The 19741-nt window shown below is 73.0% G+C and carries 21 protein-coding genes; 11 read left to right on the forward strand and 10 right to left on the reverse strand.

Annotated elements, in window-relative coordinates; genetic code table 11:
- Window positions 1–69: 69 nt before the first annotated feature.
- Complete coding sequence (locus CCN29_RS07645) at window positions 70–1002, reverse strand: NADP-dependent oxidoreductase (RefSeq protein WP_031024601.1); 933 nt, start codon at window positions 1000–1002, stop codon at window positions 70–72.
- Between the two features lie 197 nt (window positions 1003–1199).
- Here CCN29_RS07645 and CCN29_RS07650 point away from each other — a divergent pair, with 197 nt between their 5' ends.
- Both CCN29_RS07650 and CCN29_RS07655 read left to right on the forward strand, forming a co-directional pair.
- Window positions 1200–2222, forward strand: coding sequence for a phosphotransferase family protein (locus tag CCN29_RS07650; RefSeq protein WP_006131448.1), 1023 nt, complete (start codon window positions 1200–1202; stop codon window positions 2220–2222).
- A 6-nt stretch (window positions 2223–2228) separates the two neighbouring features.
- The gene (locus tag CCN29_RS07655; protein WP_006131449.1) at window positions 2229–3443 is read left to right on the forward strand and encodes an acyl-CoA dehydrogenase family protein; all 1215 of its coding nucleotides are present in this window, start codon (window positions 2229–2231) and stop codon (window positions 3441–3443) included.
- 55 nt (window positions 3444–3498) lie between these two features.
- Here CCN29_RS07655 and CCN29_RS07660 read toward each other — a convergent pair whose 3' ends face one another.
- Both CCN29_RS07660 and CCN29_RS07665 read right to left on the reverse strand, forming a co-directional pair.
- Window positions 3499–4092, reverse strand: coding sequence for a TetR/AcrR family transcriptional regulator (locus CCN29_RS07660; protein WP_006131450.1), 594 nt, complete (start codon window positions 4090–4092; stop codon window positions 3499–3501).
- A gap of 189 nt (window positions 4093–4281) precedes the next feature.
- A complete protein-coding gene (locus tag CCN29_RS07665; protein ID WP_031067541.1) occupies window positions 4282–5055 on the reverse strand; it encodes an SDR family oxidoreductase in 774 nt (257 codons plus the stop codon).
- Window positions 5056–5224: 169 nt separating this feature from the next.
- Here CCN29_RS07665 and CCN29_RS07670 point away from each other — a divergent pair, with 169 nt between their 5' ends.
- The 3 genes from CCN29_RS07670 to CCN29_RS07680 all read left to right on the forward strand — a co-directional run bounded on the left by CCN29_RS07670 (window position 5225) and on the right by CCN29_RS07680 (window position 8804).
- On the forward strand, window positions 5225–6475 hold the full coding sequence (locus CCN29_RS07670) for an exo-beta-N-acetylmuramidase NamZ family protein (RefSeq protein WP_086680696.1): 1251 nt from the start codon (window positions 5225–5227) through the stop codon (window positions 6473–6475).
- Between the two features lie 462 nt (window positions 6476–6937).
- Window positions 6938–7540 (forward strand): hypothetical protein, encoded by a 603-nt coding sequence (locus tag CCN29_RS07675; RefSeq protein ID WP_086680699.1) that lies wholly within the window; start codon window positions 6938–6940, stop codon window positions 7538–7540.
- Between the two features lie 196 nt (window positions 7541–7736).
- Window positions 7737–8804 carry an RNA ligase (ATP) gene (locus tag CCN29_RS07680; RefSeq protein ID WP_086680701.1) on the forward strand — a complete coding sequence of 356 codons (1068 nt, stop codon included), beginning with the start codon at window positions 7737–7739 and terminating at the stop codon, window positions 8802–8804.
- 453 nt (window positions 8805–9257) lie between these two features.
- Here CCN29_RS07680 and soxR read toward each other — a convergent pair whose 3' ends face one another.
- Window positions 9258–9734 (reverse strand): redox-sensitive transcriptional activator SoxR, encoded by a 477-nt coding sequence (gene soxR, locus CCN29_RS07685; RefSeq protein WP_031024606.1) that lies wholly within the window; start codon window positions 9732–9734, stop codon window positions 9258–9260.
- A 131-nt stretch (window positions 9735–9865) separates the two neighbouring features.
- On the opposite strand from soxR, the gene CCN29_RS07690 reads away from it, so the two are divergent.
- The gene (locus CCN29_RS07690; RefSeq protein ID WP_006131457.1) at window positions 9866–10327 is read left to right on the forward strand and encodes a MaoC family dehydratase; all 462 of its coding nucleotides are present in this window, start codon (window positions 9866–9868) and stop codon (window positions 10325–10327) included.
- A 15-nt stretch (window positions 10328–10342) separates the two neighbouring features.
- Here the strand turns inward: CCN29_RS07690 and CCN29_RS07695 are convergent, their stop codons facing one another.
- The 3 genes from CCN29_RS07695 to CCN29_RS07705 form a co-directional block, all read right to left on the reverse strand.
- Complete coding sequence (locus tag CCN29_RS07695; RefSeq protein ID WP_031067543.1) at window positions 10343–10978, reverse strand: TetR/AcrR family transcriptional regulator; 636 nt, start codon at window positions 10976–10978, stop codon at window positions 10343–10345.
- 93 nt (window positions 10979–11071) lie between these two features.
- Window positions 11072–11359 (reverse strand): YiaA/YiaB family inner membrane protein, encoded by a 288-nt coding sequence (locus CCN29_RS07700; RefSeq protein WP_031021798.1) that lies wholly within the window; start codon window positions 11357–11359, stop codon window positions 11072–11074.
- 71 nt (window positions 11360–11430) lie between these two features.
- A complete protein-coding gene (locus CCN29_RS07705) occupies window positions 11431–12582 on the reverse strand; it encodes an acyl-CoA dehydrogenase family protein (RefSeq protein ID WP_086680703.1) in 1152 nt (383 codons plus the stop codon).
- A gap of 107 nt (window positions 12583–12689) precedes the next feature.
- Here CCN29_RS07705 and CCN29_RS07710 point away from each other — a divergent pair, with 107 nt between their 5' ends.
- Both CCN29_RS07710 and CCN29_RS07715 read left to right on the forward strand, forming a co-directional pair.
- A complete protein-coding gene (locus tag CCN29_RS07710; RefSeq protein WP_006131461.1) occupies window positions 12690–13331 on the forward strand; it encodes a TetR/AcrR family transcriptional regulator in 642 nt (213 codons plus the stop codon).
- A gap of 49 nt (window positions 13332–13380) precedes the next feature.
- Window positions 13381–14109: an ArsR/SmtB family transcription factor gene (locus tag CCN29_RS07715; RefSeq protein WP_086680706.1), complete on the forward strand. Its 729-nt coding sequence runs from the start codon at window positions 13381–13383 to the stop codon at window positions 14107–14109.
- A gap of 23 nt (window positions 14110–14132) precedes the next feature.
- Here the strand turns inward: CCN29_RS07715 and CCN29_RS07720 are convergent, their stop codons facing one another.
- Window positions 14133–14726, reverse strand: a complete 594-nt coding sequence (locus tag CCN29_RS07720; protein ID WP_086680708.1) for a TetR/AcrR family transcriptional regulator — start codon at window positions 14724–14726, stop codon at window positions 14133–14135.
- Window positions 14727–14820: 94 nt separating this feature from the next.
- Between CCN29_RS07720 and CCN29_RS07725 the strand changes: the two genes are divergently transcribed.
- The 3 genes from CCN29_RS07725 (at window position 14821) to CCN29_RS07735 (ending at window position 17696) form a co-directional block, all read left to right on the forward strand.
- A complete protein-coding gene (locus tag CCN29_RS07725) occupies window positions 14821–15843 on the forward strand; it encodes an alcohol dehydrogenase catalytic domain-containing protein (protein ID WP_086680710.1) in 1023 nt (340 codons plus the stop codon).
- Entirely contained in the window at window positions 15840–16442 is a 603-nt protein-coding gene (locus tag CCN29_RS07730) for an NADPH-dependent F420 reductase (RefSeq protein WP_086680712.1), read from the forward strand. Before CCN29_RS07725 ends, CCN29_RS07730 begins: the two co-directional genes overlap by 4 nt.
- A 147-nt stretch (window positions 16443–16589) precedes the next feature.
- Window positions 16590–17696: an alkene reductase gene (locus CCN29_RS07735; protein ID WP_031021790.1), complete on the forward strand. Its 1107-nt coding sequence runs from the start codon at window positions 16590–16592 to the stop codon at window positions 17694–17696.
- A 184-nt stretch (window positions 17697–17880) separates the two neighbouring features.
- On the opposite strand, the gene CCN29_RS07740 is transcribed toward CCN29_RS07735, so the two are convergent.
- Both CCN29_RS07740 and CCN29_RS07745 read right to left on the reverse strand, forming a co-directional pair.
- A complete protein-coding gene (locus CCN29_RS07740; protein WP_006131467.1) occupies window positions 17881–18966 on the reverse strand; it encodes a Zn-dependent alcohol dehydrogenase in 1086 nt (361 codons plus the stop codon).
- A gap of 16 nt (window positions 18967–18982) precedes the next feature.
- On the reverse strand, window positions 18983–19741 hold a 759-nt coding region (locus CCN29_RS07745; protein ID WP_143661296.1), incomplete at its 5' end, for an aldehyde dehydrogenase family protein.

Here is a 19741-nt window from a genome sequence, read left to right on the forward strand (position 1 = left end):
CCCCCGCCGCCCCTTCCCGTCCCGACCCGGGGCTCCGCCCCGGACCCCGCTCCTCGAACGCCGGACGGGCTAGGCGTCCGGCACCGTGATGGTGATCTTGCCGCGTACGTGGCCCTCCTCGCTGCGGCGGTGGGCGTCGGCCGTCCGGGCCAGGGGGTACGTCTCCTCGACGTGGATCGAAAGGACGCCCTGATCGGCCAGGTCGGAGAGCTTGCGGAGGTCCGTGGGGTCGGGGCGGACGAACCAGTAGGCGCCGCCGTAGTCGGTCACGGCCGGGTCGACGATCGACGCCAGGCGGCCCTCCGGCGCCACCAGGTTCGCGGCCGCCTTGAGGGCGTCCCCGCCGACCGTGTCGAAGACGGCGTCCACCCCTTCGGGGGCGAGGCCGCGGACGCGTTCGGCCAGGCCCTCGCCGTAGGCGACCGGTTCGGCGCCGAGCCCGCGGACGAAGTCGTGGTTGCGTGCGCTCGCCGTGCCGATGACCCGCGCGCCGAGGTGGGCTGCCAGCTGGACGGCGACGGAGCCGACGCCGCCGGCCGCCGCGTGCACCAGCACCGTCTCGCCCCGGCGCACCCCGAGGACGCGGTGCAGCACCTGGTACGCGGTGAGCCCGCCGAGGGGCAGGCCGGCCGCCTCCTCGAAGCCGAGACGGCGCGGCTTGGGCGCGAGGGTGCGGACCGGGGCGGCGACGTACTCGGCGCAGGTGCCGAAGGAGAGGACGTCCTCGCGGACGTAGCCGATCACCTCGTCGCCCTCGGAGAACTCGGGGACCGCCGGGCCGGTGCGGACGACCACACCCGCGAGGTCCCAGCCGGGGATCACCGGGAAGACGGCCGGGAGGGCCGCGTCGAGGTGGCCTTGGCGGGCCTTCCAGTCGACCGGGTTGACGGACGCCGCCCGGACCCGGACGAGCACCGAGTCGGGGCCGAGTTTCGGGTCGTCGACCTCGCCGTACTCGAGGACCTCGGGGCCGCCGTACCGTGCGTAGCTGATCGCCTTCATGCGTCGACCCTCCGGGGTCGGTCCACAGCGTGCAAGCCGAATGGCCCGATGTACGCCGTTCGCGTCAACGGCGGGGCCGACGGCGCGAAGGTGCTCCCCCTATCGTGGACCCGATCACGTTTCGCCCCCGGTCTGGACGGCATACCGACCGGTCGGCATCATGGGCGGGTACTGTCCGTCTGCCCACAGGAGCGACGATGAGCCCCGACCACCCGCCCGGACTGGATCTCGACCGGCTGCGCGCGCTGCTCGAACGCGAGCGGCCCGGTCTGCTCGGCGGCCCGCTCTCCGGCCGGCTGATCGAGGGCGGCAGGTCGAACCTCACCTACACGGTCACCGACGGCGCCGCGACCTGGGTGGTGCGCCGCCCGCCGCTCGGCCATGTCCTGGCCACCGCGCACGACATGAGGCGCGAGCACCGGGTGATCAGCGCCCTGCACCCGACCAGCGTGCCGGTGCCGCGTCCGGTGCTGCTGTGCGAGGACGAGGAGGTGCTGGGCGCGCCCTTCTACGTCATGGAGTACGTGGAGGGCACCCCGTACCGCACCGCCGGGCAGCTCGTCCCGCTGGGTCCCGAGCGGACCCGGAAGGCCGTGCTGAACCTGGTCGACACGCTGGTGGAGCTGCACGCCGTCGACCCCGCCGAGGTCGGCCTCGAGGACTTCGGGCGTCCCGAGGGGTTCCTGGACCGGCAGCTGCGGCGCTGGGGCAAGCAGCTGGACGCCTCCCGCAACCGGGAGCTGGCCGGCATCGACGAGCTGCACGCCGCGCTCGGCCGTGCGCTGCCCGCCTCCCCCGCGCCCGCCGTCGTCCACGGCGACTACCGTCTGGACAACGCGCTGATCAGCGACGACGAGTCGGTCCGCGCCGTCCTGGACTGGGAGATGTCCACGCTGGGCGACCCGCTGACGGACCTCGGTCTGCTGGTGATGTACAGCAGCCCGCTGGGCATGCCCGACTCCCCCGTCTCCACGACCGCCGAGGCCCCCGGCCATCCGGCGCCGGCCGAGCTGATCGAGCGGTACGCGGCCCGGTCGGGGCGGGACGTGACGGCGGTGTCCTGGTACACGGCGTTCGCGTGGTTCAAGCTCGCCGTGATCCTCGAGGGCATCCACTACCGGTACACGCTGGGCCAGACGGTCGGAGCCGGGTTCGACCGCATCGGCGATCTGGTCCCGGTCTTCATCGAGCACGGTCTGACCACCCTTCAGGAAGGCTGACGAGACATGGACTTCGCGTTCGACGCGCGCACCGAGGAACTGCGCGCCCGGCTCCTGGCCTTCATGGACGAGCACGTGTACCCCGCCGAGCAGGTCGCGCACGAGCAGCGGGAGCGGCTGTCCTCGCCGTGGGAGAACCCGCCGGTGGTGGAGGAGCTGAAGGCGGAGGCGCGCCGGCAGGGCCTGTGGAACCTGTTCCTGCCCGACGCCGAGTACGGCGCCGGACTCACCAACCTCCAGTACGCCCCGCTCGCCGAGATCACCGGCCGGTCCCCGCAGCTCGCGCCGACCGCCACCAACTGCGCGGCGCCCGACACCGGCAACATGGAGGTGCTGGCGCAGTTCGGCGACGAGCGGCAGAAGAAGCAGTGGCTGGAGCCGCTACTGGCGGGCGAGATCCGTTCGGCGTTCGCGATGACCGAGCCGGACGTGGCCTCCTCGGACGCCACCAACATCACCACGCACATCCGGCGCGAGGGCGACGAGTACGTCATCACCGGACGCAAGTGGTACATCTCCGGGGCCATGCACCCGGACTGCGCGATCTTCATCGTGATGGGCAAGACCGACCCGGACGGGCCGGACATCCGCCGCCAGCAGTCCATGGTCCTGGTCCCGCGGGACACCCCGGGCGTCACCGTGAAGCGGGCCATGCGGGTGTTCGGCTACGAGGACCACTACCACGGCGGCCACGCCGAGGTGATCTTCGACGAGGCACGCGTGCCGGTGTCGAACCTGATCGGCGAGGAGGGCGGCGGGTTCGCCATCGCCCAGGCGCGGCTCGGTCCGGGCCGGATCCACCACTGCATGCGGCTGATCGGCATGGCCGAGCGGGCGATCGAGCTGATGTGCCGGCGGGCGGTGTCGCGGGACGCGTTCGGCAAGGCGCTCGCCCAGCAGGGCGTGGTGCAGAACTGGATCGCGGACGCGCGGGTCGCGGTCGAGCAGCTGCGGCTGCTGGTGCTGAAGACCGCCTGGATGATGGACACCGTCGGCAACCGGGGCGCGCACACCGAGATCCAGGCCATCAAGATCGCCACCCCGCGCACGGTCGTCGGCATCCTCGACCGGGCGATCCAGCTGTACGGCGCGGGCGGGGTGAGCCAGGACTTCCCGCTGGCCGAGCTGTACGCGGGCGCGCGCACGCTGATGATCGCGGACGGCCCGGACGAGGTGCACCAGCGGTCGCTGGCCCGCCGGGAGATCAAGAAGTACCTGTAGGGCCCGGAACCGGCTCGTCGGGTGCCGCGGGGCGCCCGGCGGGCCGGTGACGCGTCTACGGACGCAGGGCGCGCAGCAGGAGGTCGGCGAGGTGGTCGGCGACCTCCTGCGGGCTGAGCGGGCCGTCGGGGCGGTACCAGGTGGACAGGTGGTGCACCGAGCCGAAGTGGTAGTCGACGACCAGGTCGGCCGGGGTGGCCGTGGAGAACACGCCCTCGCGCTGGCCCTCCTCGATCAGCGCGCGGAACCGCTCGTGGTAGCGACGGCGCTCGGCGCGGACCTGCTTGTTCTTCTCCGGGCTGAGATGGTGCATGGAGCGGAAGAAGATCGACGCGTCGTCGAGGTTGTCGATGGTGGTGACGACGACGTCGGCGGCGGCGCCGCGCAGCCGCTTCTCGATCGGCTCGTCGGCGTCGGCGAACCGGTCCAGGCGCTCCTGCTGGAGGCGCAGCACGCGCGCGTACACCTCGTGCAGCAGGTCGTCCTTGGAGCCGAAGTAGTGGTACAGCGCCCCCTTGGTGACGCCGGCCGCCTCGACGATCTCCTGCACCGAGGTGCGGTCGTAGCCCTGCTCGGCGAAGAGCCGGGTGGCGGCGGCCAGCAGCCGCTGCGGGACGGGGGTTCCGTCACCGTCCGTCGTTCTGGGCACTGCGGCCACCCGCCTTTCCGTGTCGCTGTCGGTCGTCGTGCGTCCGGGGAACGCCGTCCCCGCCGGGAGATCTTCCCACTTCACGGAACCGCCGCCTTCAGGCGCCACCTCCCCCGCCCGGTTCCGCGGGGGTGCGGGCGGTCCGGGGCGGCGCCGCCCGGTGGGGCCGGGCGGGCGCCGGCGGGCCGGTCAGCGGGTGGTCTCCCACTGCCGCTGGACGCGGTTCATGCCGCCGAGCCAGCGCTCGGGGTCGGCCGCGCGGGCCCGGTAGTACTCGGCGACCTCGGGGTGCGGCAGGATCAGGAAGCGGTCGTTCTCGATGCCGTCGAACAGGGCGTCGGCCACGTCGTCCGGCTCGATCGCGGTGGGCCGCAGCACCAGGTCGCCGGCGCTGCCGCTGGCGTCGAGCATGTCGGTGCGCACGCCCTGCGGGCAGATCGCGTGCACCCTCACCCCGCGGTGCCGGTACGTCAGCGACAGCCACTCGGCGAAGGCGTAGGCGCCGTGCTTGGTGACGCTGTAGGGGGCGGTGCCGATCATGGTGAGCAGTCCGGCGGCGGAGACGGTGGAGACGAAACGCCCGCTGCCGCGCTCCAGCCACTCCGGGAGCAGCGCGTGCGCCGCGCGGACGTGGGCCATCACGTTCACGTCCCAGGACAGGGCCCAGTCCTCCTCGCGCAGCGGCTCGCCGGGCTCGCCGCCGTCGCGGCCGACCCCGGCGTTGGCGCACCAGACGTCGACGGTCCCGCCGAGCGCGTCCCGGGCCTCACCGACGATCGAGGAGGCGTCACCCGCCACCGCGAGACCGCCGATCTCCTCGGCGACCGCCTTGGCGCGGCCGGCGTCCAGGTCGTTGACCACGACCCGCGCCCCCTGCGCGGCGAAACGGCGGGCCAGCGCCGCTCCGATGCCGCCCCCGGCACCCGTGACGACCACCTTCGCACCCTGCACGGCTTGCACCATCGGTCTCCTCCGACGCGGCTCGCGAACGCCTGACCGCGTCAGACTAACCGGTCGGTATGCGCGGAGGAAGAGGCGTTCCGCACGGTGTCGGTCCGGCTCGTTCCCCGGAAAGGTCCGGCGCGCTAGCGTGCGTGGCCATGACACGTAGCGCGATCACGGAGGTCACCGCATGAGGCTGTCCCGACGGAGCCTGCTCGCCACCACCACGGCCGCGGTCGCGGCCTCCGCCGCACCGGCCGCCGCCGCTTCCGGGCCGGGGCACGGCGGGGGCCGCACCCTGCGCACCGGGTTCGACCGGCTCGCGGAGGACGGCTACGCGCTGCTCGACGGGCGCCGGGTCGGCGTGGTCACCAACCCCACCGGCATCACCCGGGACGTGCGGCACATCGTCGACGTCATGCACGCCGACGGCCAGGTGGACCTGACCGCGGTCTTCGGCCCCGAGCACGGCTTCCGGGGCACCGCGCAGGCGGGCGGCTCGGAGGGCCGCTACGACGACCCCGCGACCGGCCTGCCCGTCTACGACACCTACCTGAAGAGCGGACAGGACCTCGCCGGCATCTTCACGGCGTCCGGCGTGGACACGGTCGTCTTCGACATCCAGGACGTCGGCGCCCGCTTCTACACCTACATCTGGACGCTCTTCGACTGCATGGAGGCGGCGCAGCTCGCGGGCCTGTCGTTCGTGGTCCTCGACCGGCCGAACCCGGTGACCGGGCGGGCGGCGCTCGGCCCGGTGCTGCACAAGGAGTTCGCCACGTTCGTCGGACGGCAGCCGGTCTCCCAGGCGCACGGGATGACGGTGGCGGAGCTGGCGCTGCTGTTCAACGCGGAGTTCCTGACCAGGCCCGTCCCCCTGGAGACGGTACGGATGTCGGGGTGGAGGAGGTCGGACTTCTACGACGCGTCGGGGCTGCCGTGGGTGCCGCCGAGCCCGAACATGCCAACGCCGGAGACGGCGCTGGTGTACTCGGGGACCTGTCTGTTCGAGGGCACGAACCTGTCGGAGGGGCGCGGCACCACCCGGCCGTTCGAGCTGCTGGGCGCGGAGGGGATCGACGGGCGCTGGGCGGCCGCGGCAAACGAGCTGGGCCTGCCGGGCGTGCGCTTCCGCGAGGCGTACTTCGCGCCGACGTTCTCCAAGTTCCAGGGGAAGACCATCGGGGGCGTGCAACTGCACGTGCACGACCGGGAGCGGTTCGACCCGGTGCGGACCGGCATCGGCCTCCTGGTGACGGCGAAGCGGTCGTGGGACGGCTTCGCCTGGCGCGCGGACAACTGGATCGACAAGCTCACCGGGTCCACCCAGGTGCGCACCATGATCGACGCGGGCGCGGACACGGACGAGGTGGTGGCGGGCTGGCAGGCCGAGCTGGCGGCGTTCCGCCGGAAGCGGCGCGAGCACCTGCTCTACCGGTAGGCGCCGGCCCACGGGGGCACGGTACGGCGGCGGGTCGCGGACGGCGGCCCGCCGCCGTCGCGTTCACGCCCCGTTCTCCCCTCCGCCCACTTCCGTGACCTGCGCTTTCACCGATCCCGCCCGCTCCATGCGGGGTTTCTCGGCCGACGGTCCGGTGATCGGTGTGCATATCGGCGGGGCGTTCAGGAACCCGTGGAAGCCGCGGGGAGTTCTCAGAGCGTCGGGAAAGGGCCGCTCCTCCACCGGGAGGGACAGCGGGCCCGTTACCGCCGGTATCCCCGCGACGACGACAACTGAAGTGCGGGCCACGGGAGTTGGCCCGGCGTTCCCGCGGCCGGCTGAGGGGGCCGTCGGAAAAAGGATGGAGCCGAATCGCGTGCCGGCACGTCTATTCGGCGACGTCCGTTCGACGACGCCGAAGTGACCGGATTACAGGTGCAGGTGTGACGGAGGTGCAGGACGATGGCCGGTTTCCGGAGTCTGGCGAGACAGGTCCGAGATCCCCGGTGCGATCTGGCGCTGCGGCGCTACTCGCTGCGCAAGTGCCTGGAGCGGTTCGCCCCCTACGGGCACCGGGCGACCTGGGACCACTTGTGCGCGCGGGCCGGGTTCGATCCCGAGGACCGCTCCGTCGACCCGGCGCGGCTCGTGGCCGCACTGGACGAGCTGGAGGAGGCCCGGGCGGTCTGGCTGGCGTACGAGGTGGAGTTCGCCGAGCGCCGCAGGAAGGAGAAGCACGACGGTCTGCGCAGGCCGGGGAGCGTGGACGACTGGCACCGGATGACCTGGGGAGGTTTCGGGGTCGCCTGGTGCGACGACCCGCGGGTGCACCCGACGGAGCCCCTGGCACAGGTGCTGCGGCGGTTGATCGACGCGCTGGAGCGTGAGCCGGGCTCGTCGTGCCCCGTGTGCCGGGGAGAGCGGCTCGTCTGGCGCCATGACCTGGATCATGAGCCCTCGGCGGGCCCGGTGTGCACGGACTGCGGCATCCTGGTCCCCAGCCCCGTGCTGACCCCGGCGGCCCTCGCGGAGTCCCGCCGCCCGAGGCTGCTGGTGTCCGCCTGACGCGGGGGAGGACGAGGGCGACGCGAGCGACGCCTGATCACGGTGACGAGCAACGGGGGCACGGGGGTGCGCGCCAGGGATGCCGCACCCCCCGCGCCCCGGGACGGTAGCAGGCGGTAAACCGGTCGCTCCAGGGTTTTGTTCTCAGGACAGTCGGGGTGATGACACCCGTCCGAGAACCCTGGGAGCAGACCCGATGTCGACGCTGCGCGTCACCGCGGAGATCCTGACCGTCCACCCGCATCCGAACGCCGACGCCCTGGAACTGGCCCAGGTGGGCCTCTACCGGGCCGTCGTCGCCAAGGGCGCCTACCGCACGGGCGACGCCGCGGTGTACATCCCCGAGCAGTCCGTGCTGCCGGCCGCCCTGATCGACGAGCTGGGCCTGACCGGCCGGCTGGCGGGCGGGAACCACGACCGCGTCAAGGCGGTCCGGCTGCGCGGCGAGCTGTCGCAGGGCATCGTGTGCCGCCCGAAGGCGGTCGCGGACGTCGACCTCGTACGGGCCGCCGCGGACGGCACCGACTTCGCGGAACTGCTCGGCGTCACCAAGTGGGTGCCGCCGGTCCCGCCGACCATGAGCGGCGAGGTGGAGTCCGCGCCCACCCTACTCCCCTGGGTCGACATCGAGAACCTCCAACGCCACCCCGGCATCTTCTCCCCCGGCGAGCCCGTCGTGGTCACCGAGAAGCTGCACGGCACGGCCTGCCTGCTGACGTACTCGGTCCAGGACGACCGGGTGTACGTCTCCTCCAAGGGCTTCGGGGCGAAGTCGCTGGCGCTGACGGAGGACCCGCGCAACCTGTACTGGCGCGCGGTGCGCGGCCACGGCGTCGCCGAGGCCGCCGCCGAACTCGCCGCCCGGCTGGGCGCCACGCGGGTCGGCGTCTTCGGCGAGGTGTACGGCGAGGGCGTGCAGGACCTGTCGTACGGCGCGGACGGGCGGCGCGACACCCTCGGGTACGCCGTGTTCGACGTCTCCGCGGAGATCGACGGCCAGGTGCGCTGGCTGGACGCGGCGGAGCTGCTCGAGGGCCGCCTGCCGCTGGTGCCCCGCCTCTGGGCCGGGCCGTACGACAGCGATCGGGTGCTGGAGCTGGCCGGCGGCCGGGAGACGGTCTCCGGCAGGGAGCTGCACATCCGGGAGGGCGTGGTCGTCCGCCCGGTCACCGAGCGGCACAGCCCGGTGACGGGCGGCCGCGCCATCGCCAAGGCGGTGAGCCCGGCGTACCTGACGCGTAAGGGCGGCACGGAGTACGAGTGAGGACGGGCGGACGGCGGGGCGCCGCCCGCCGGGGGTGCGGAGGGGCCTTCGGCGCGGGTGGGTGTGCGGCGGCTTGCCTCCACGTCGGCGGGAGGATGTGCCGCGGCTTGCCGCCACGGCCACCCGAGCCCCCCGAAGGCTCACCGTTATGAGCTGCGGGAGCCTTGCGGCGGCTTCGCGCGACAGTGGCGGGAAGGTTCCGGCGGCTTGCCGCCAGGGCGGCGGGAGGATCTGCGGCGCCTGACCGCTGTAGCCGCGGATGGGCTTCCGGCGGCTTGCCGCCACGGCCACCCGAGCCCCCCGAAGGCTCACCGTTATGAGCTGCGGGAGCCTTGCGGCGGCTTCGCGCGACAGTGGCGGGAAGGTTCCGGCGGCTTGCCGCCACAGTCGCACGAGCCCTTCCGGCGGCTCACCCGCATCAGCCGCCGGAGGCCTTGCGGCGGGTCGTCGTCGTCAGGCGTCCGAGGTCTTGCGGCGGCTCACCGCCATGAGCCGGGAGCCCGTGAGGCGCTCCCCGACCACGTCGTCGGGGTTGGAGAGGACGCAGCTCTCCAACGAGAGGCAGCCGCAGCCGATGCAGTCGGTGAGGTGGTCGCGCAGCCGGTTCAGCTGCCGGATGCGCTCGTCCAGTTCGGAGCGCCACGTCTCGGAGAGCCGCGCCCAGTCGTCCCGGGTGGGCGTGCGCTCCTCGGGCAGTTCGGCGAGCGCCTCGCGGATCGTGGCGAGCGGGATGCCGACACGCTGGGCCGCCCGGATGAAGGCGACGCGCCGCAGCGTGTCACGGGAGTAGCGCCGCTGGTTTCCCGAGGTGCGCCGGCTGCTGATCAGCCCCTTGGACTCGTAGAAGTGCAGGGCCGACACGGCGGCCCCGCTGCGGGCGGAAAGCTGCCCGACCGTGAGTTCGTGGATCTTCTCTGGAATCCGGTGCACCCCTCGAAGCCTACCGACCCCGCCCGGCGGCCGGTCCGTTGACAGGGGCCGCCCGGCCGACCATGCTAAGCAGTTGCTTAGGCATGCGCACGCGGATGCGCCTGCGACTTCGTGACGCGAGAGGCCGGGACATGGCAGAGCCGAGGATCTTCACGTCCGTCGACGACCTGAAGGCGGCGGTGGGCGAGCAGCTGGGGTACACCGACTGGCTGGAGATCGACCAGAAGCGGATCGATCTGTTCGCCGAGGCCACCGGTGACCACCAGTGGATCCACGTGGACCCGGAGAAGGCCGCGAAGGGCCCGTTCGGCACGACCATCGCGCACGGCTATCTGACGCTGTCGCTGCTGCCGCTGTTCGGCCCGCAGCTGCTGTCCGTCGAGGGCGTGACGATGGGTGTCAACTACGGCACCAACAAGGTGCGGTTCCCCGCCCCCGTCCCCGTCGGCTCGCGGCTGCGCGCCACGGCGACGATCAGCAGCGTGGAGGAGGTGCAGGGGGGCGTGCAGGTCGCCACCGCCTTCGTCGTGGAGCGCGAGGGCGGCGACAAGCCGGTGTGCGTGGCCGAGTCGGTGGCCCGCTACTACCTCTAGGACCCGGCGTCCGTTCTAGGACGCGGCGTCCTTGGCCCCCACCATCCGGAGCACGAGGTCGGCGTAGAGCTCGCCGACCTGCTCCGGGGTGCGGGGCCCGTCGACGTTGAACCAGCGGGCCACGTCGATGCACAGGGAGAGCACGGCGAGCGTGGTGCCCGGCACGTCCGGGACGTCGAACTCGCCGGTGCGGACGCCGTCCTCGATGATGCCGCGCACCTCGGCGTCCACCTGGCGGCGCAGACCGACGATCTCCGCGCGGGCGTCGGGGCCCAGCGAGTCGAGCTCGTACTGCACGACCCGGGCGGTGGTGCGGCCGCGCGCGTGCCAGCGGACGAAGGAGCTGACCGCGTCGGCGAGCCGCCCGGTCGCGGCGCCCTCCCCGCGGGCGGCGGTGCGCAGGATGTCCAGCGCCTTCTCGTGCCCGATGCGGCTGATGCGGTGGAGCAGCTCTTCCTTGGTCTTGTAGTGGATGTAGAGCGCGGCCGGGCTCATGCCGGCGCGGCCCGCGATGTCACGGGTCGTCGTGGCGTGGTAGCCGCGCTCCGCGAAGGCCTCCACGGCGGCGAGCAGCAGTCGCCGGGCCGCGTCGGGCGTGACCTCACCCCACGGCTGCGTGTCACCGCCGGCCGTCTCCTCCGCCGTACTCATCGCTCACCCCATTCGCTGACAGGGTCGCCATCCTACCGGCAAGGGTGAGCGAGCGCTTAGCCCGCCCTCCGGGCAGCTTTCGCGACGCCTCCCTCACAGCTTCTGCAACGGATCATGCTCAGCCAACAGCTTCTCCAGCCGCGCCTGATCCACCCGGTTCACGATCTGCCCCGCCTCCTGCCGGTCACGGATGACCTTGGCCAGGGTGAACGCCGAGGTCACCAGATACAGAACCGCGATGCTCAGAAACCCCCGCACCCACGCGTCCGTCTCCAGGTTGTAGATGCCCACGGCGGTGGCCCCCAGGGCGACGCCGAACGACGCGACGGCCTGGCCGTAGAAGGCCGCCGTACTCTGCTGCTTGACCGGTGTCTCGCTCATGCGGACCAGCATCGGCGGACGGGTCCGCCACCACATCCGCCCGCGTACTCAGGCGGTACTCACCGCGGTCCTCAGAACGCCGAGACCCCCGTCAACGCCCGCCCGATCACCAGCTTCTGAATCTGGCTGGTGCCCTCGTACAGCGTCATCACCCGCGCGTCCCGCAGCAGCTTCCCCGCCGGGTACTCGTCGATGTACCCGTACCCGCCGAACACCTGGAGGGCGTTGTTCGCCGCCCGCACCGCCGCCTCCGACGCGAACAGCTTCGCCTTGGACGACTCCACGGCGAACGGCTTGCCCCGGTCGATGAGATCGGCGACCCGCCAGGTGAGCAGCCGGGCCGCGTCCACGTCGACAGCGATGTCACTGATCAGCTCCTGGACCAGCTGATGCCCCGCGATCGGCTTGCCGAACTGCTCCCGCTCCCCCGCGTAGGCGACGGCCGCGTCCAGCGCGGCCTGGGCGATCCCGACGCAGCCGGCCGCGACCGACATCCGTCCTTTGGCGAGGGCGGACATGGCGACCGAGAACCCCTTCCCCTCCTCACCGAGCATGGACGAGGCCGGCACCCGCACCCCGTCCAGCACCAGTTCGGCCGTGGCCTGCCCGCGCAGCCCCAGCTTGCCGTGCACGGCACGGCGGGTCAGCCCGGGCGTGTCCGTGGGCACGAGGAACGCGGACACGCCCTTGTGCCCGGGGGCGTCCGTGGAGCGCGCGAAGAGCAGTACGACGTCCGCCCATGTCCCGTTCGTGATGAACATCTTCGCGCCGTCGATGACGTACTCGTCGCCCTCGCGCACCGCCCGCGTCGCGAGACTGCCCGCGTCGGAGCCGGTCCCCGGCTCGGTGAGCCCGAAGCAGCCGACGTACTCCCCGGAGGTCAGCCCCGGCAGCCAGGTCCGCTTCTGCTCCTCGCTCCCCCAGGCGGCGACGGTCTTGGCGACCAGCCCGAGGGAGACGGAGACGATGCCGCGCACGGAGGAGTCCCCGCGCCCCAGCTCCTCGGTGACCAGGCAGTACGCGAGGTGGTCGCCGCCGGACCCGCCGTATTCCTCGTCGATCGTCAGCCCGAGGAAGCCGACCTCGCCGAGCTTCTTCACGATGCCCCGGTCGACCTCCTCCGCGCGGTCCCAGGCGGCGGCGTGCGGCATGACCTCGCGCCGTACGAAGTCCCGGGCGAGCCGGGACACGGCCTCCTGCTCGTCGGTCAGCTCCAGGTTCATCCCGAGTCACCCCATGTGAGACGCGCGTGACCGGCGGGCGAGCCGGCGCCCGCCGAGTCCGTTAATTAGCACTGCTAGTTTAGTGCCGCAGCCCTACTATGTGCGCCATGGCCCGACCGCGCAAGCCCTTGCTCAGCACCGACCGCATCGTCGCCACGGCCCGTGCGCTGGTGGACGCGGAGGGTCTGGCGGCCGTCTCCACCCGCCGGCTCGCCGCCGAACTCGGGGTGAGCGGCCCATCCCTCTACAACCACTTCCGCACCAAGGACGAGATCCTGGAGGCGGTGGCGGACTCGGTGAGCGCGCAGGTCGACCTGTCGATGTTCGAGGACGGCCGGGACTGGCGCACCGCGCTGCACGACTGGGCGGTGTCCTACCGCGACGCGCTGCGCGACCACCCCAACATCGTGCCGGTGCTGGCCCGCGGCCCCGGCCGCCGCCCGGCGGCGCTGCGGCTGGCCGACGCGGCCTACGGCGCGATGGTCGAGGCGGGCTGGCCGCCCGCGCAGGCCACCTCCATCGGCGCACTGATGCGGTATTTCATCATGGGCTCGGCGCTCGGCTCGTTCGCCGGCGGCTTCGTGGACGACGCCAGCGCCTACGATCCCGCGGACTACCCGCACCTCGGCCAGGCGCATCTGCTGGCCGATCAGCAGGAGAAGATCGACGAACGCGCCTTCGAGACCGGTCTGACGGCCCTGCTGGACGGCCTGGCCCTTCAGTACGAGCAGGTCCGGCTACGTACCTGAGGCTTCGCGCCGCATGACTCTTCGGTGAGTGCCGAACCGTTCCTGCCGCATGCTGGACGACATGACCTCCACGAACCGGGACCCCAGGGCGGGCGCGCTCGCCCGGCTCGCCGCGCTGGCCGCCGACGAGACGCGGGCCGCGTGTCTGCTCGCGCTGCTGGACGGGCGGGCCTGGACGGCGGGTGAGCTGGCCCGGCACTGCGGGGTCGCCGCGTCCACGCTCAGCGAGCACCTGGGCAAGCTGGTCGGCGGCGGACTGCTGACCGAGGAGCGGCAGGGCCGGCACCGGTACGTGCGGCTGGCCGACGCCCGGGTCGCCCAGCTCGTGGAGGACCTCACGGCGCACATCGCCCCGGACGCCGCCGAACGGCCGCGCGGGCTGCGGCAGTCGGGCGCGGACTCCGCGATGGCGCGCGGCCGCACCTGCTACGACCATCTCGCCGGGCGGCTCGGGATCGCCGTCACGGACGCCCTGACCGCGCGCGGGATGCTGCGCCAGGACACCGGGTTCGCGCTGACCGACGCGGGTCTTGACTGGTTCGGCGCGCTCGGCGTGGACCTCGACGGGCGGGGCCGGCGTCCGCTCGCGCGCGCCTGTCTGGACTGGACGGAACGGCGGCCCCACCTGGCCGGCGCGGCGGGCGCGGCCCTGTGCCGGCACCTCCTCGACCAGGGCTGGTGCGTACGGATCGGCTCCGGCCGCGCCGTGAAGGTGACCGGCGCCGGGGAGCGGGCGCTCTCCGGCCTGCTGGGGATCGACACGGCTGCGCTGCGCTGAGACGCGTCGGCAGCTGACGTCCGTCAGTCCAAGGCATGCGTCCGGCACGTCCGCAGGATCTCGTCCGACAGCTCCGGTCCGACGTGCCGTACAGCCCGCGCCAGCACCATCGCGCCGACCATCCGGCTGAGCAGCAGCACCGCCCGTTCCCGCGCCTCCTCCGGGGTGATGTCCCCCTCGCGGGCGAACTCCGCCGCGAATCCGGCGAGATACCCCTCCACCCCGGCCGCGTACTCGCGCTGCACCGCCTCGCTCTGCCGTCCGGCATCGACGACCAGGGAGGCGGAGGGGCAGCCGCCGTCGAGGGCGTCGCGGTGCTCGGCGGAGAGATAGTCCTCCACCACCCGTCGCAGCGGCGTCCCGGTGGGCGCGTCGCCCCGCTCGACGGCTCGCCGCAGCACGCCCAGTGACGCCGCGAACGAGGCGTTGCACACCTCGGCCGCCAGGTCGTCCTTGGACGCGAAGTGGTTGTAGAAGCCGCCGTGGGTGAGGCCCGCCTCTTTCATCAGGTCGGCGATCCCCACGGCGTCGATGCCCCGCGCCCGGAACATGCGCCCCGCCGCCTCGACGATGTTCTGCCGGTTCCTGGCCTTCTCTTCCTTGGTGATCCTCGGCATGCCCGCCCTCCCGCTCCGACCCTGTTTGACGTTTTCAAGGTTACCCCTCATCATTATTTTAATGTCGATCATCATTAAAAGGTGGTGAGGAGTCATGCGCTCCGTCGTGCACACCCGCCAGGGGGACCCCGCCGAGGTCCTCGAACTGCGGGAGGAGGACGGCCGGCCGCGGCCCGGTGCCGGGGAGGTGCTGGTACGGCTGCGGGTCCGGCCCGTCCACCCGGGCGATCTGATCGCCGTGGAGGGCGGTCTGCCGGGCCTCCCGGACCAGGACTCGCAGCCCCGGACTCCCGGCGTGGAGGGCATGGGCGTCGTCGAGGAGGCGGGCGCGGACGTGCGCGCGCCGCTCGTCGGCCGGCGCGTCGCGGTGTTCTCCGCGCCGGGCACCTGGGCCGAGTACGTGGTGGTCCCGGCCGAGCGCGCCGTGCCGGTGCCGGACGAGGTCGGGGACGACACCGCGGCGCTCATGCTGGTCAATCCGCTGACGCTGGTCATGCTGCACCAGGCCGTCGAGCAGGCCCTGGACGGGCACGACGGCCCGGTCGTGCAGACCGCCGCCGGTTCCTCCGTCGGCCGGCTCGTCTCCGCGCACGCCGAGCGGCACGGGCTGCCCCTGGTCAATCTCGTACGCGGTGCGGCGGGGGCGCGGAAGGTGCGTGAGATGTTCCCCGGGCAGCCCGTGATCGTGACGTCGGACGCCGACTGGCAGGACCAGGTGCGCCGCGCGACCGGCGGCGGGGGCGCGCGGGCCGTCCTGGACTGTGTCGGCGGCTCCCTCACCCGGGACCTCGTCGGCCTGCTCGGCGACGGCGGCACCCTCATCAGCTACGGCCGGCTCGGGTCCGGCGTCACGATGCTGGACGAACTGCCGCTGGTCAATCGGGGGTTGACGGTTCGGGGTGTGACCATCTGGCACTGGACGGACCGTACGCCCGAGCAGCGGGCGGAGGACCTCGCCTTCGCCGTGGACCTGGCGCGTACCTCGCCGGAGCTGCTGGAGGTCGCGGCCCGCTACGACCTGGCCGACGTCAAGGCCGCCGTGAAGCACGCCCGCCGCCCGGGCAAGAGCGGCACCGTGCTGCTCACCTCGCCGGAGGAGACCGGGGGTGCGCGATGAGGATCGGCATGCTCGGCGCCGGAACCGTCGCCCAGGCCCTCGCCCGGCACGCGATACGCCAGGGCCACGAGGTCGTCCTCAGCAACAGCCGCGGGCCCGGCTCACTCGCCCCGCTGGTGCGGGAGCTCGGCCCGCTCGCCGGTGCGGCCACCCCGGCGGAGGCGGCCGGCGCCGATCTCGTCGTGCTCTCGGTCGGCTGGCCGCGGGTACCGGAGGTCGCCGCCGTACTCCCCCGCCTGGACGGCACCGTCGTCGTCGATGCCACCAACCAGTTCGCGTCCCTTCACCCGAAGCCGAGGATCGCCGACCTGGGCGACCTCACGGGCAGCGAGTACGTGGCCTCCCTGCTGCCGGGGGCGCGCGTGGTGAAGGCGTTCAACTCCCTTTTCGCCCAGTACATCGCGGCCGATCCGCGTCACGCGGCCGGGCGGCAGGTGCTGTTCCTCGCCGGCGACGACGCCGGCGCCAAGCGGACCGTCAGCGGCCTGGCCGACTCCTTCGGCTTCGCGCCCGTCGACCTCGGCCCGCTCCGCGAGGGCGGCCGGCTCATCCAGCTCGGCGGGCCGTTGTCGGCGTTGCACGTCCTCAAGCAGGACTGAGTCCGCGACCGGGACTGAGTCCGCGACCGGGACTGAATCCGCGAGCGGGACTGAGTCCGCGAGCGGAGCTGAGTTCGTGAGCGGAGCCGATCCGCCGCCCTTTCGCTCCGGTAGTCACATCAACTGATCCAGGAGAAGAGATCCCTCATGTCCGACGACGCTTCCCAGCCCCTCCTCCGGCCCGTCCGTCTGGGCGCGCTCGACCTTCCCAACCGTGTCGTCATGGCGCCCATGACCCGCGCCCGCGCCACCAATCCCGGGCTGGTCCCGACCGACCAGCACGCCGTGTACTACACCCAGCGGGCGAGCGCCGGTCTGATCGTCACCGAGGGGACCTGGGTCGGCCCCGAAGCCATCGGCTACATCCACGTCCCCGGCATCTACACCGACGAGCAGACCGCCGGGTGGGCCCGGGTCACCGACGCCGTGCACGCGGCGGGCGGCAGGATCGTCTCGCAGGTCGGCCACCTGGGCGCCATCTCCCACCCGGACCACCTCGGCGGCCGGCTCCCCGTGGCGCCGTCGGCGGTCAACCCCGTCGCGATGTCGTTCACCCCCGACGGCCCGAAGGAGACGGTCACGCCCCACGCCCTGACCGGCGCGGAGATCGCCGCCACCCTCGACGACTACCGCCGGGCCGCCGAGAACGCCCGGCGTGCCGGGTTCGACGGGCAGGAGATCCACGCGCAGGGCAACCATCTCATCGCCCAGTTCCTCAACCCCCGCCTGAACCGGCGCACCGACGCGTATGGCGGGAGCGGTGAGAAGCGGGCGCGGTTCCTCCTGGAAGTGGTGGAGGCCGTCACCGACGTGTGGGGCGCCGACCGGGTCGGTGTGAAGCTGTCGCCGTACTGGCGGGACGGCTCCGCCTTCATCGCCGACGAGGACGTGCTCGCCGACTACGACCAGTTGCTGAAGCGGCTCGGTGACAGCGACCTGGCGTATCTCCATCTGGTCGGCCCGGAGGACGGGGCGGGCGCGGACGAGACGCTCACGCTCGCCGCGTTCGGCCGCTTTCGCGCGCACTACCGGGGGGCGGTCGTGGCCAATCTCGGGTTCACGCGGGAGAGCGGTAACGACCTGATCGAGCGGGGGCTCGCCGACGCGGTGTCGTTCGGGGCGCCGTACATCGCGAATCCGGATCTGGTGGAGCGGTTCGCTCGCGGTTTGCCGTTGGCCGAGGCGGATCGGGACACGTATTACGCGGGGGGCGAGCGGGGGTATGTCGACTATCCCGTCGCCGTTCGTTCGTAGCACGGGTGCGGCGGTGTGGGGGTTGGTCGCGCAGTTCCCCGCGCCCCTGAGGGGGGTGCGGTCGCGCGCGGCTGCGGTACGTGCCGCTTCTCGGCGGTTCCCGCCCGTGACGCACCGGGGGCGGGTGCGGCGTGGTGGGGGTTGGTCGCGCAGTTCCCCGCGCCCCTGAGGCGTGCGTGTGGGGTTAGAAGGTGACCAGGGCGCGGCCTCCCTTGCCGGTGGTCATGGTGTCGAAGGCGGCCGGGATGCCCTCCAGGGTGATCCGGTCGGTGACCAGGGCGCCCAGGTCGAAGGCGCCCGAGCGGATGTGGCCGGCGAGGATGGGCAGGTCGCGGGCCGGGTCGGAGTTGCCGTAGACGCAGCCGGCGAGGGTGCGGCCCCAGTGGAAGATCTCCAGGGCGTTGAAGGTGACCTTCTCCTCCTTGCCGCCGATGCCGACGACCGTGGTGCGTCCGCCGCGCCGGGTGGACTCCCAGGCGGTGCGGATGGTGCTCGCCCGGCCCACGCACTCCACCGCGACGTCGACGCCCTGCTTCCCGGTGAGGGCGCGGATCTGGCGGGCGGTGGTGTCGGAGGCGACGACGTACTCGGTGGCGCCGGCCGCGCGGGCCAGTTCCTCCTTCTCCGGGGAGACGTCCACGGCCACGATCGCGGAGGCGCCCGCGATGCGGGCCGACTGGAGCGCGGCCAGGCCGACCCCTCCGACGCCGAACACGGCGACGGTCTCGCCGGCGCGGACGCGGGCGGAGTGGTGGACCGCGCCGTAGCCGGTGAGGACGGCGCAGCCCAGCAGGGCGGCGTCGGCGAGGGGGACCCCGTCCGGGGCGGGCAGCACGCAGGCGCCGGGCACCACGGTCTCCTCGGCGAACGCGGCCACGTTCAGTCCCGGGTGCAGGTCGGTGCCGTCGTCGGCGCGGCGGGCGTGCACCCGGGCGGCGCCGTCCAGGGCGTGCGCGCACAGCCAGACCTCGCCGCGCCCGCAGGCGGGGCAGGCGCCGCAGGAGGGCGCCCAGTTGAGGACGACCCCGTCGCCGGGCGCGACATGGGTGACGTCCTCGCCGACGGCGACGACGGTGCCGGCGCCCTCGTGGCCGAGGACGGCCGGGACGGGCACGCGCATGGTGCCGTCGGACAGGGACAGGTCGGAGTGGCACACCCCGGCGGCGGCGAGGCGGACGCGCACCTCGCCGGGTCCGGGGTCGGGCAGGTCGACGCCGGTGATCTCCAGCGGGGCGCCTACGGCGGGCAGAACGGCGGCTCGTACGGCCATGAGGGTTTCGACTCCCCTAGAACTGGAGGGACTTGGTCTGGAGGTACTCGGTCAGGCCGTGGGGGCCGAGTTCCCGGCCCACGCCCGACTGCTTGTAACCGCCGAACGGCGCCAGCGGGTTGAACCGGCCGCCGTTGATGTCGACCTGGCCGGTGTCCATGCGGCGGGCGAAGGCGACGGCCTCCGCCTCGTCACCGGCCCAGACGGCGCCGGCCAGGCCGTATACGGTGCCGTTGGCGATGCGCAGGGCGTCCTCCTCGTCCTCGTAGCGCAGCACGCACAGCACGGGGCCGAAGATCTCCTCCTGCGCGACGGTCATGTCGGGGGTGACGTCGGCGAGGACGGTGGGGCTGACGTACCAGCCCTGCGGGCGGGGGGCCTCGGGGCCGCCCGCGGCCAGGCGGGCGCCCTCGGCGACGCCCTTCTCGATGTAGCCGCGGACGCGGTCCCGCTGGCGGGCGCTGACGAGGGGGCCGATGCGGTCGCCGTACTTGGCGGCGGCGGACGCGGCCAGCTCGACGGCCTCCTCGTACCGGTCGCGGTGGACCAGCATCCGGGTCCAGGCGCTGCACGTCTGGCCGGAGTTGGACATCACGTTGGCGACGCCGACGTTGACCGCGCGGGCCAGGTCGGCGCTGGGCAGGACGACGTTGGCGGACTTGCCGCCGAGCTCCAGGGCGACCCGCTTCACCATGCCGGTGGCGATCGCGCCGATGCGGCGGCCGACGGCGGTGGAGCCGGTGAAGGAGAGCAGGTCGACGCCGGGGTGCTCGGC

Origin of the sequence: Streptomyces pseudogriseolus, assembly GCA_002154585.1 — a bacterium.
Taxonomy (GTDB): domain Bacteria; phylum Actinomycetota; class Actinomycetes; order Streptomycetales; family Streptomycetaceae; genus Streptomyces; species Streptomyces pseudogriseolus.

What these genes read in the sequence shown, in the direction of transcription:
- CCN29_RS07645 (WP_031024601.1), bottom strand. Translation starts at nt 1,002, where the DNA reads ATGAAGGCGATCAGCTACGCACGGTACGGCGGCCCCGAGGTCCTCGAG.
- CCN29_RS07650 (WP_006131448.1), top strand. Translation starts at nt 1,200, where the DNA reads ATGAGCCCCGACCACCCGCCCGGACTGGATCTCGACCGGCTGCGCGCG.
- CCN29_RS07655 (WP_006131449.1), top strand. Translation starts at nt 2,229, where the DNA reads ATGGACTTCGCGTTCGACGCGCGCACCGAGGAACTGCGCGCCCGGCTC.
- CCN29_RS07665 (WP_031067541.1), bottom strand. Translation starts at nt 5,055, where the DNA reads ATGGTGCAAGCCGTGCAGGGTGCGAAGGTGGTCGTCACGGGTGCCGGG.
- CCN29_RS07670 (WP_086680696.1), top strand. Translation starts at nt 5,225, where the DNA reads ATGAGGCTGTCCCGACGGAGCCTGCTCGCCACCACCACGGCCGCGGTC.
- CCN29_RS07675 (WP_086680699.1), top strand. Translation starts at nt 6,938, where the DNA reads ATGGCCGGTTTCCGGAGTCTGGCGAGACAGGTCCGAGATCCCCGGTGC.
- CCN29_RS07680 (WP_086680701.1), top strand. Translation starts at nt 7,737, where the DNA reads ATGTCGACGCTGCGCGTCACCGCGGAGATCCTGACCGTCCACCCGCAT.
- CCN29_RS07690 (WP_006131457.1), top strand. Translation starts at nt 9,866, where the DNA reads ATGGCAGAGCCGAGGATCTTCACGTCCGTCGACGACCTGAAGGCGGCG.
- CCN29_RS07695 (WP_031067543.1), bottom strand. Translation starts at nt 10,978, where the DNA reads ATGAGTACGGCGGAGGAGACGGCCGGCGGTGACACGCAGCCGTGGGGT.
- CCN29_RS07700 (WP_031021798.1), bottom strand. Translation starts at nt 11,359, where the DNA reads ATGAGCGAGACACCGGTCAAGCAGCAGAGTACGGCGGCCTTCTACGGC.
- CCN29_RS07705 (WP_086680703.1), bottom strand. Translation starts at nt 12,582, where the DNA reads ATGAACCTGGAGCTGACCGACGAGCAGGAGGCCGTGTCCCGGCTCGCC.
- CCN29_RS07710 (WP_006131461.1), top strand. Translation starts at nt 12,690, where the DNA reads ATGGCCCGACCGCGCAAGCCCTTGCTCAGCACCGACCGCATCGTCGCC.
- CCN29_RS07715 (WP_086680706.1), top strand. Translation starts at nt 13,381, where the DNA reads ATGCTGGACGACATGACCTCCACGAACCGGGACCCCAGGGCGGGCGCG.
- CCN29_RS07720 (WP_086680708.1), bottom strand. Translation starts at nt 14,726, where the DNA reads ATGCCGAGGATCACCAAGGAAGAGAAGGCCAGGAACCGGCAGAACATC.
- CCN29_RS07725 (WP_086680710.1), top strand. Translation starts at nt 14,821, where the DNA reads ATGCGCTCCGTCGTGCACACCCGCCAGGGGGACCCCGCCGAGGTCCTC.
- CCN29_RS07730 (WP_086680712.1), top strand. Translation starts at nt 15,840, where the DNA reads ATGAGGATCGGCATGCTCGGCGCCGGAACCGTCGCCCAGGCCCTCGCC.
- CCN29_RS07735 (WP_031021790.1), top strand. Translation starts at nt 16,590, where the DNA reads ATGTCCGACGACGCTTCCCAGCCCCTCCTCCGGCCCGTCCGTCTGGGC.
- CCN29_RS07740 (WP_006131467.1), bottom strand. Translation starts at nt 18,966, where the DNA reads ATGGCCGTACGAGCCGCCGTTCTGCCCGCCGTAGGCGCCCCGCTGGAG.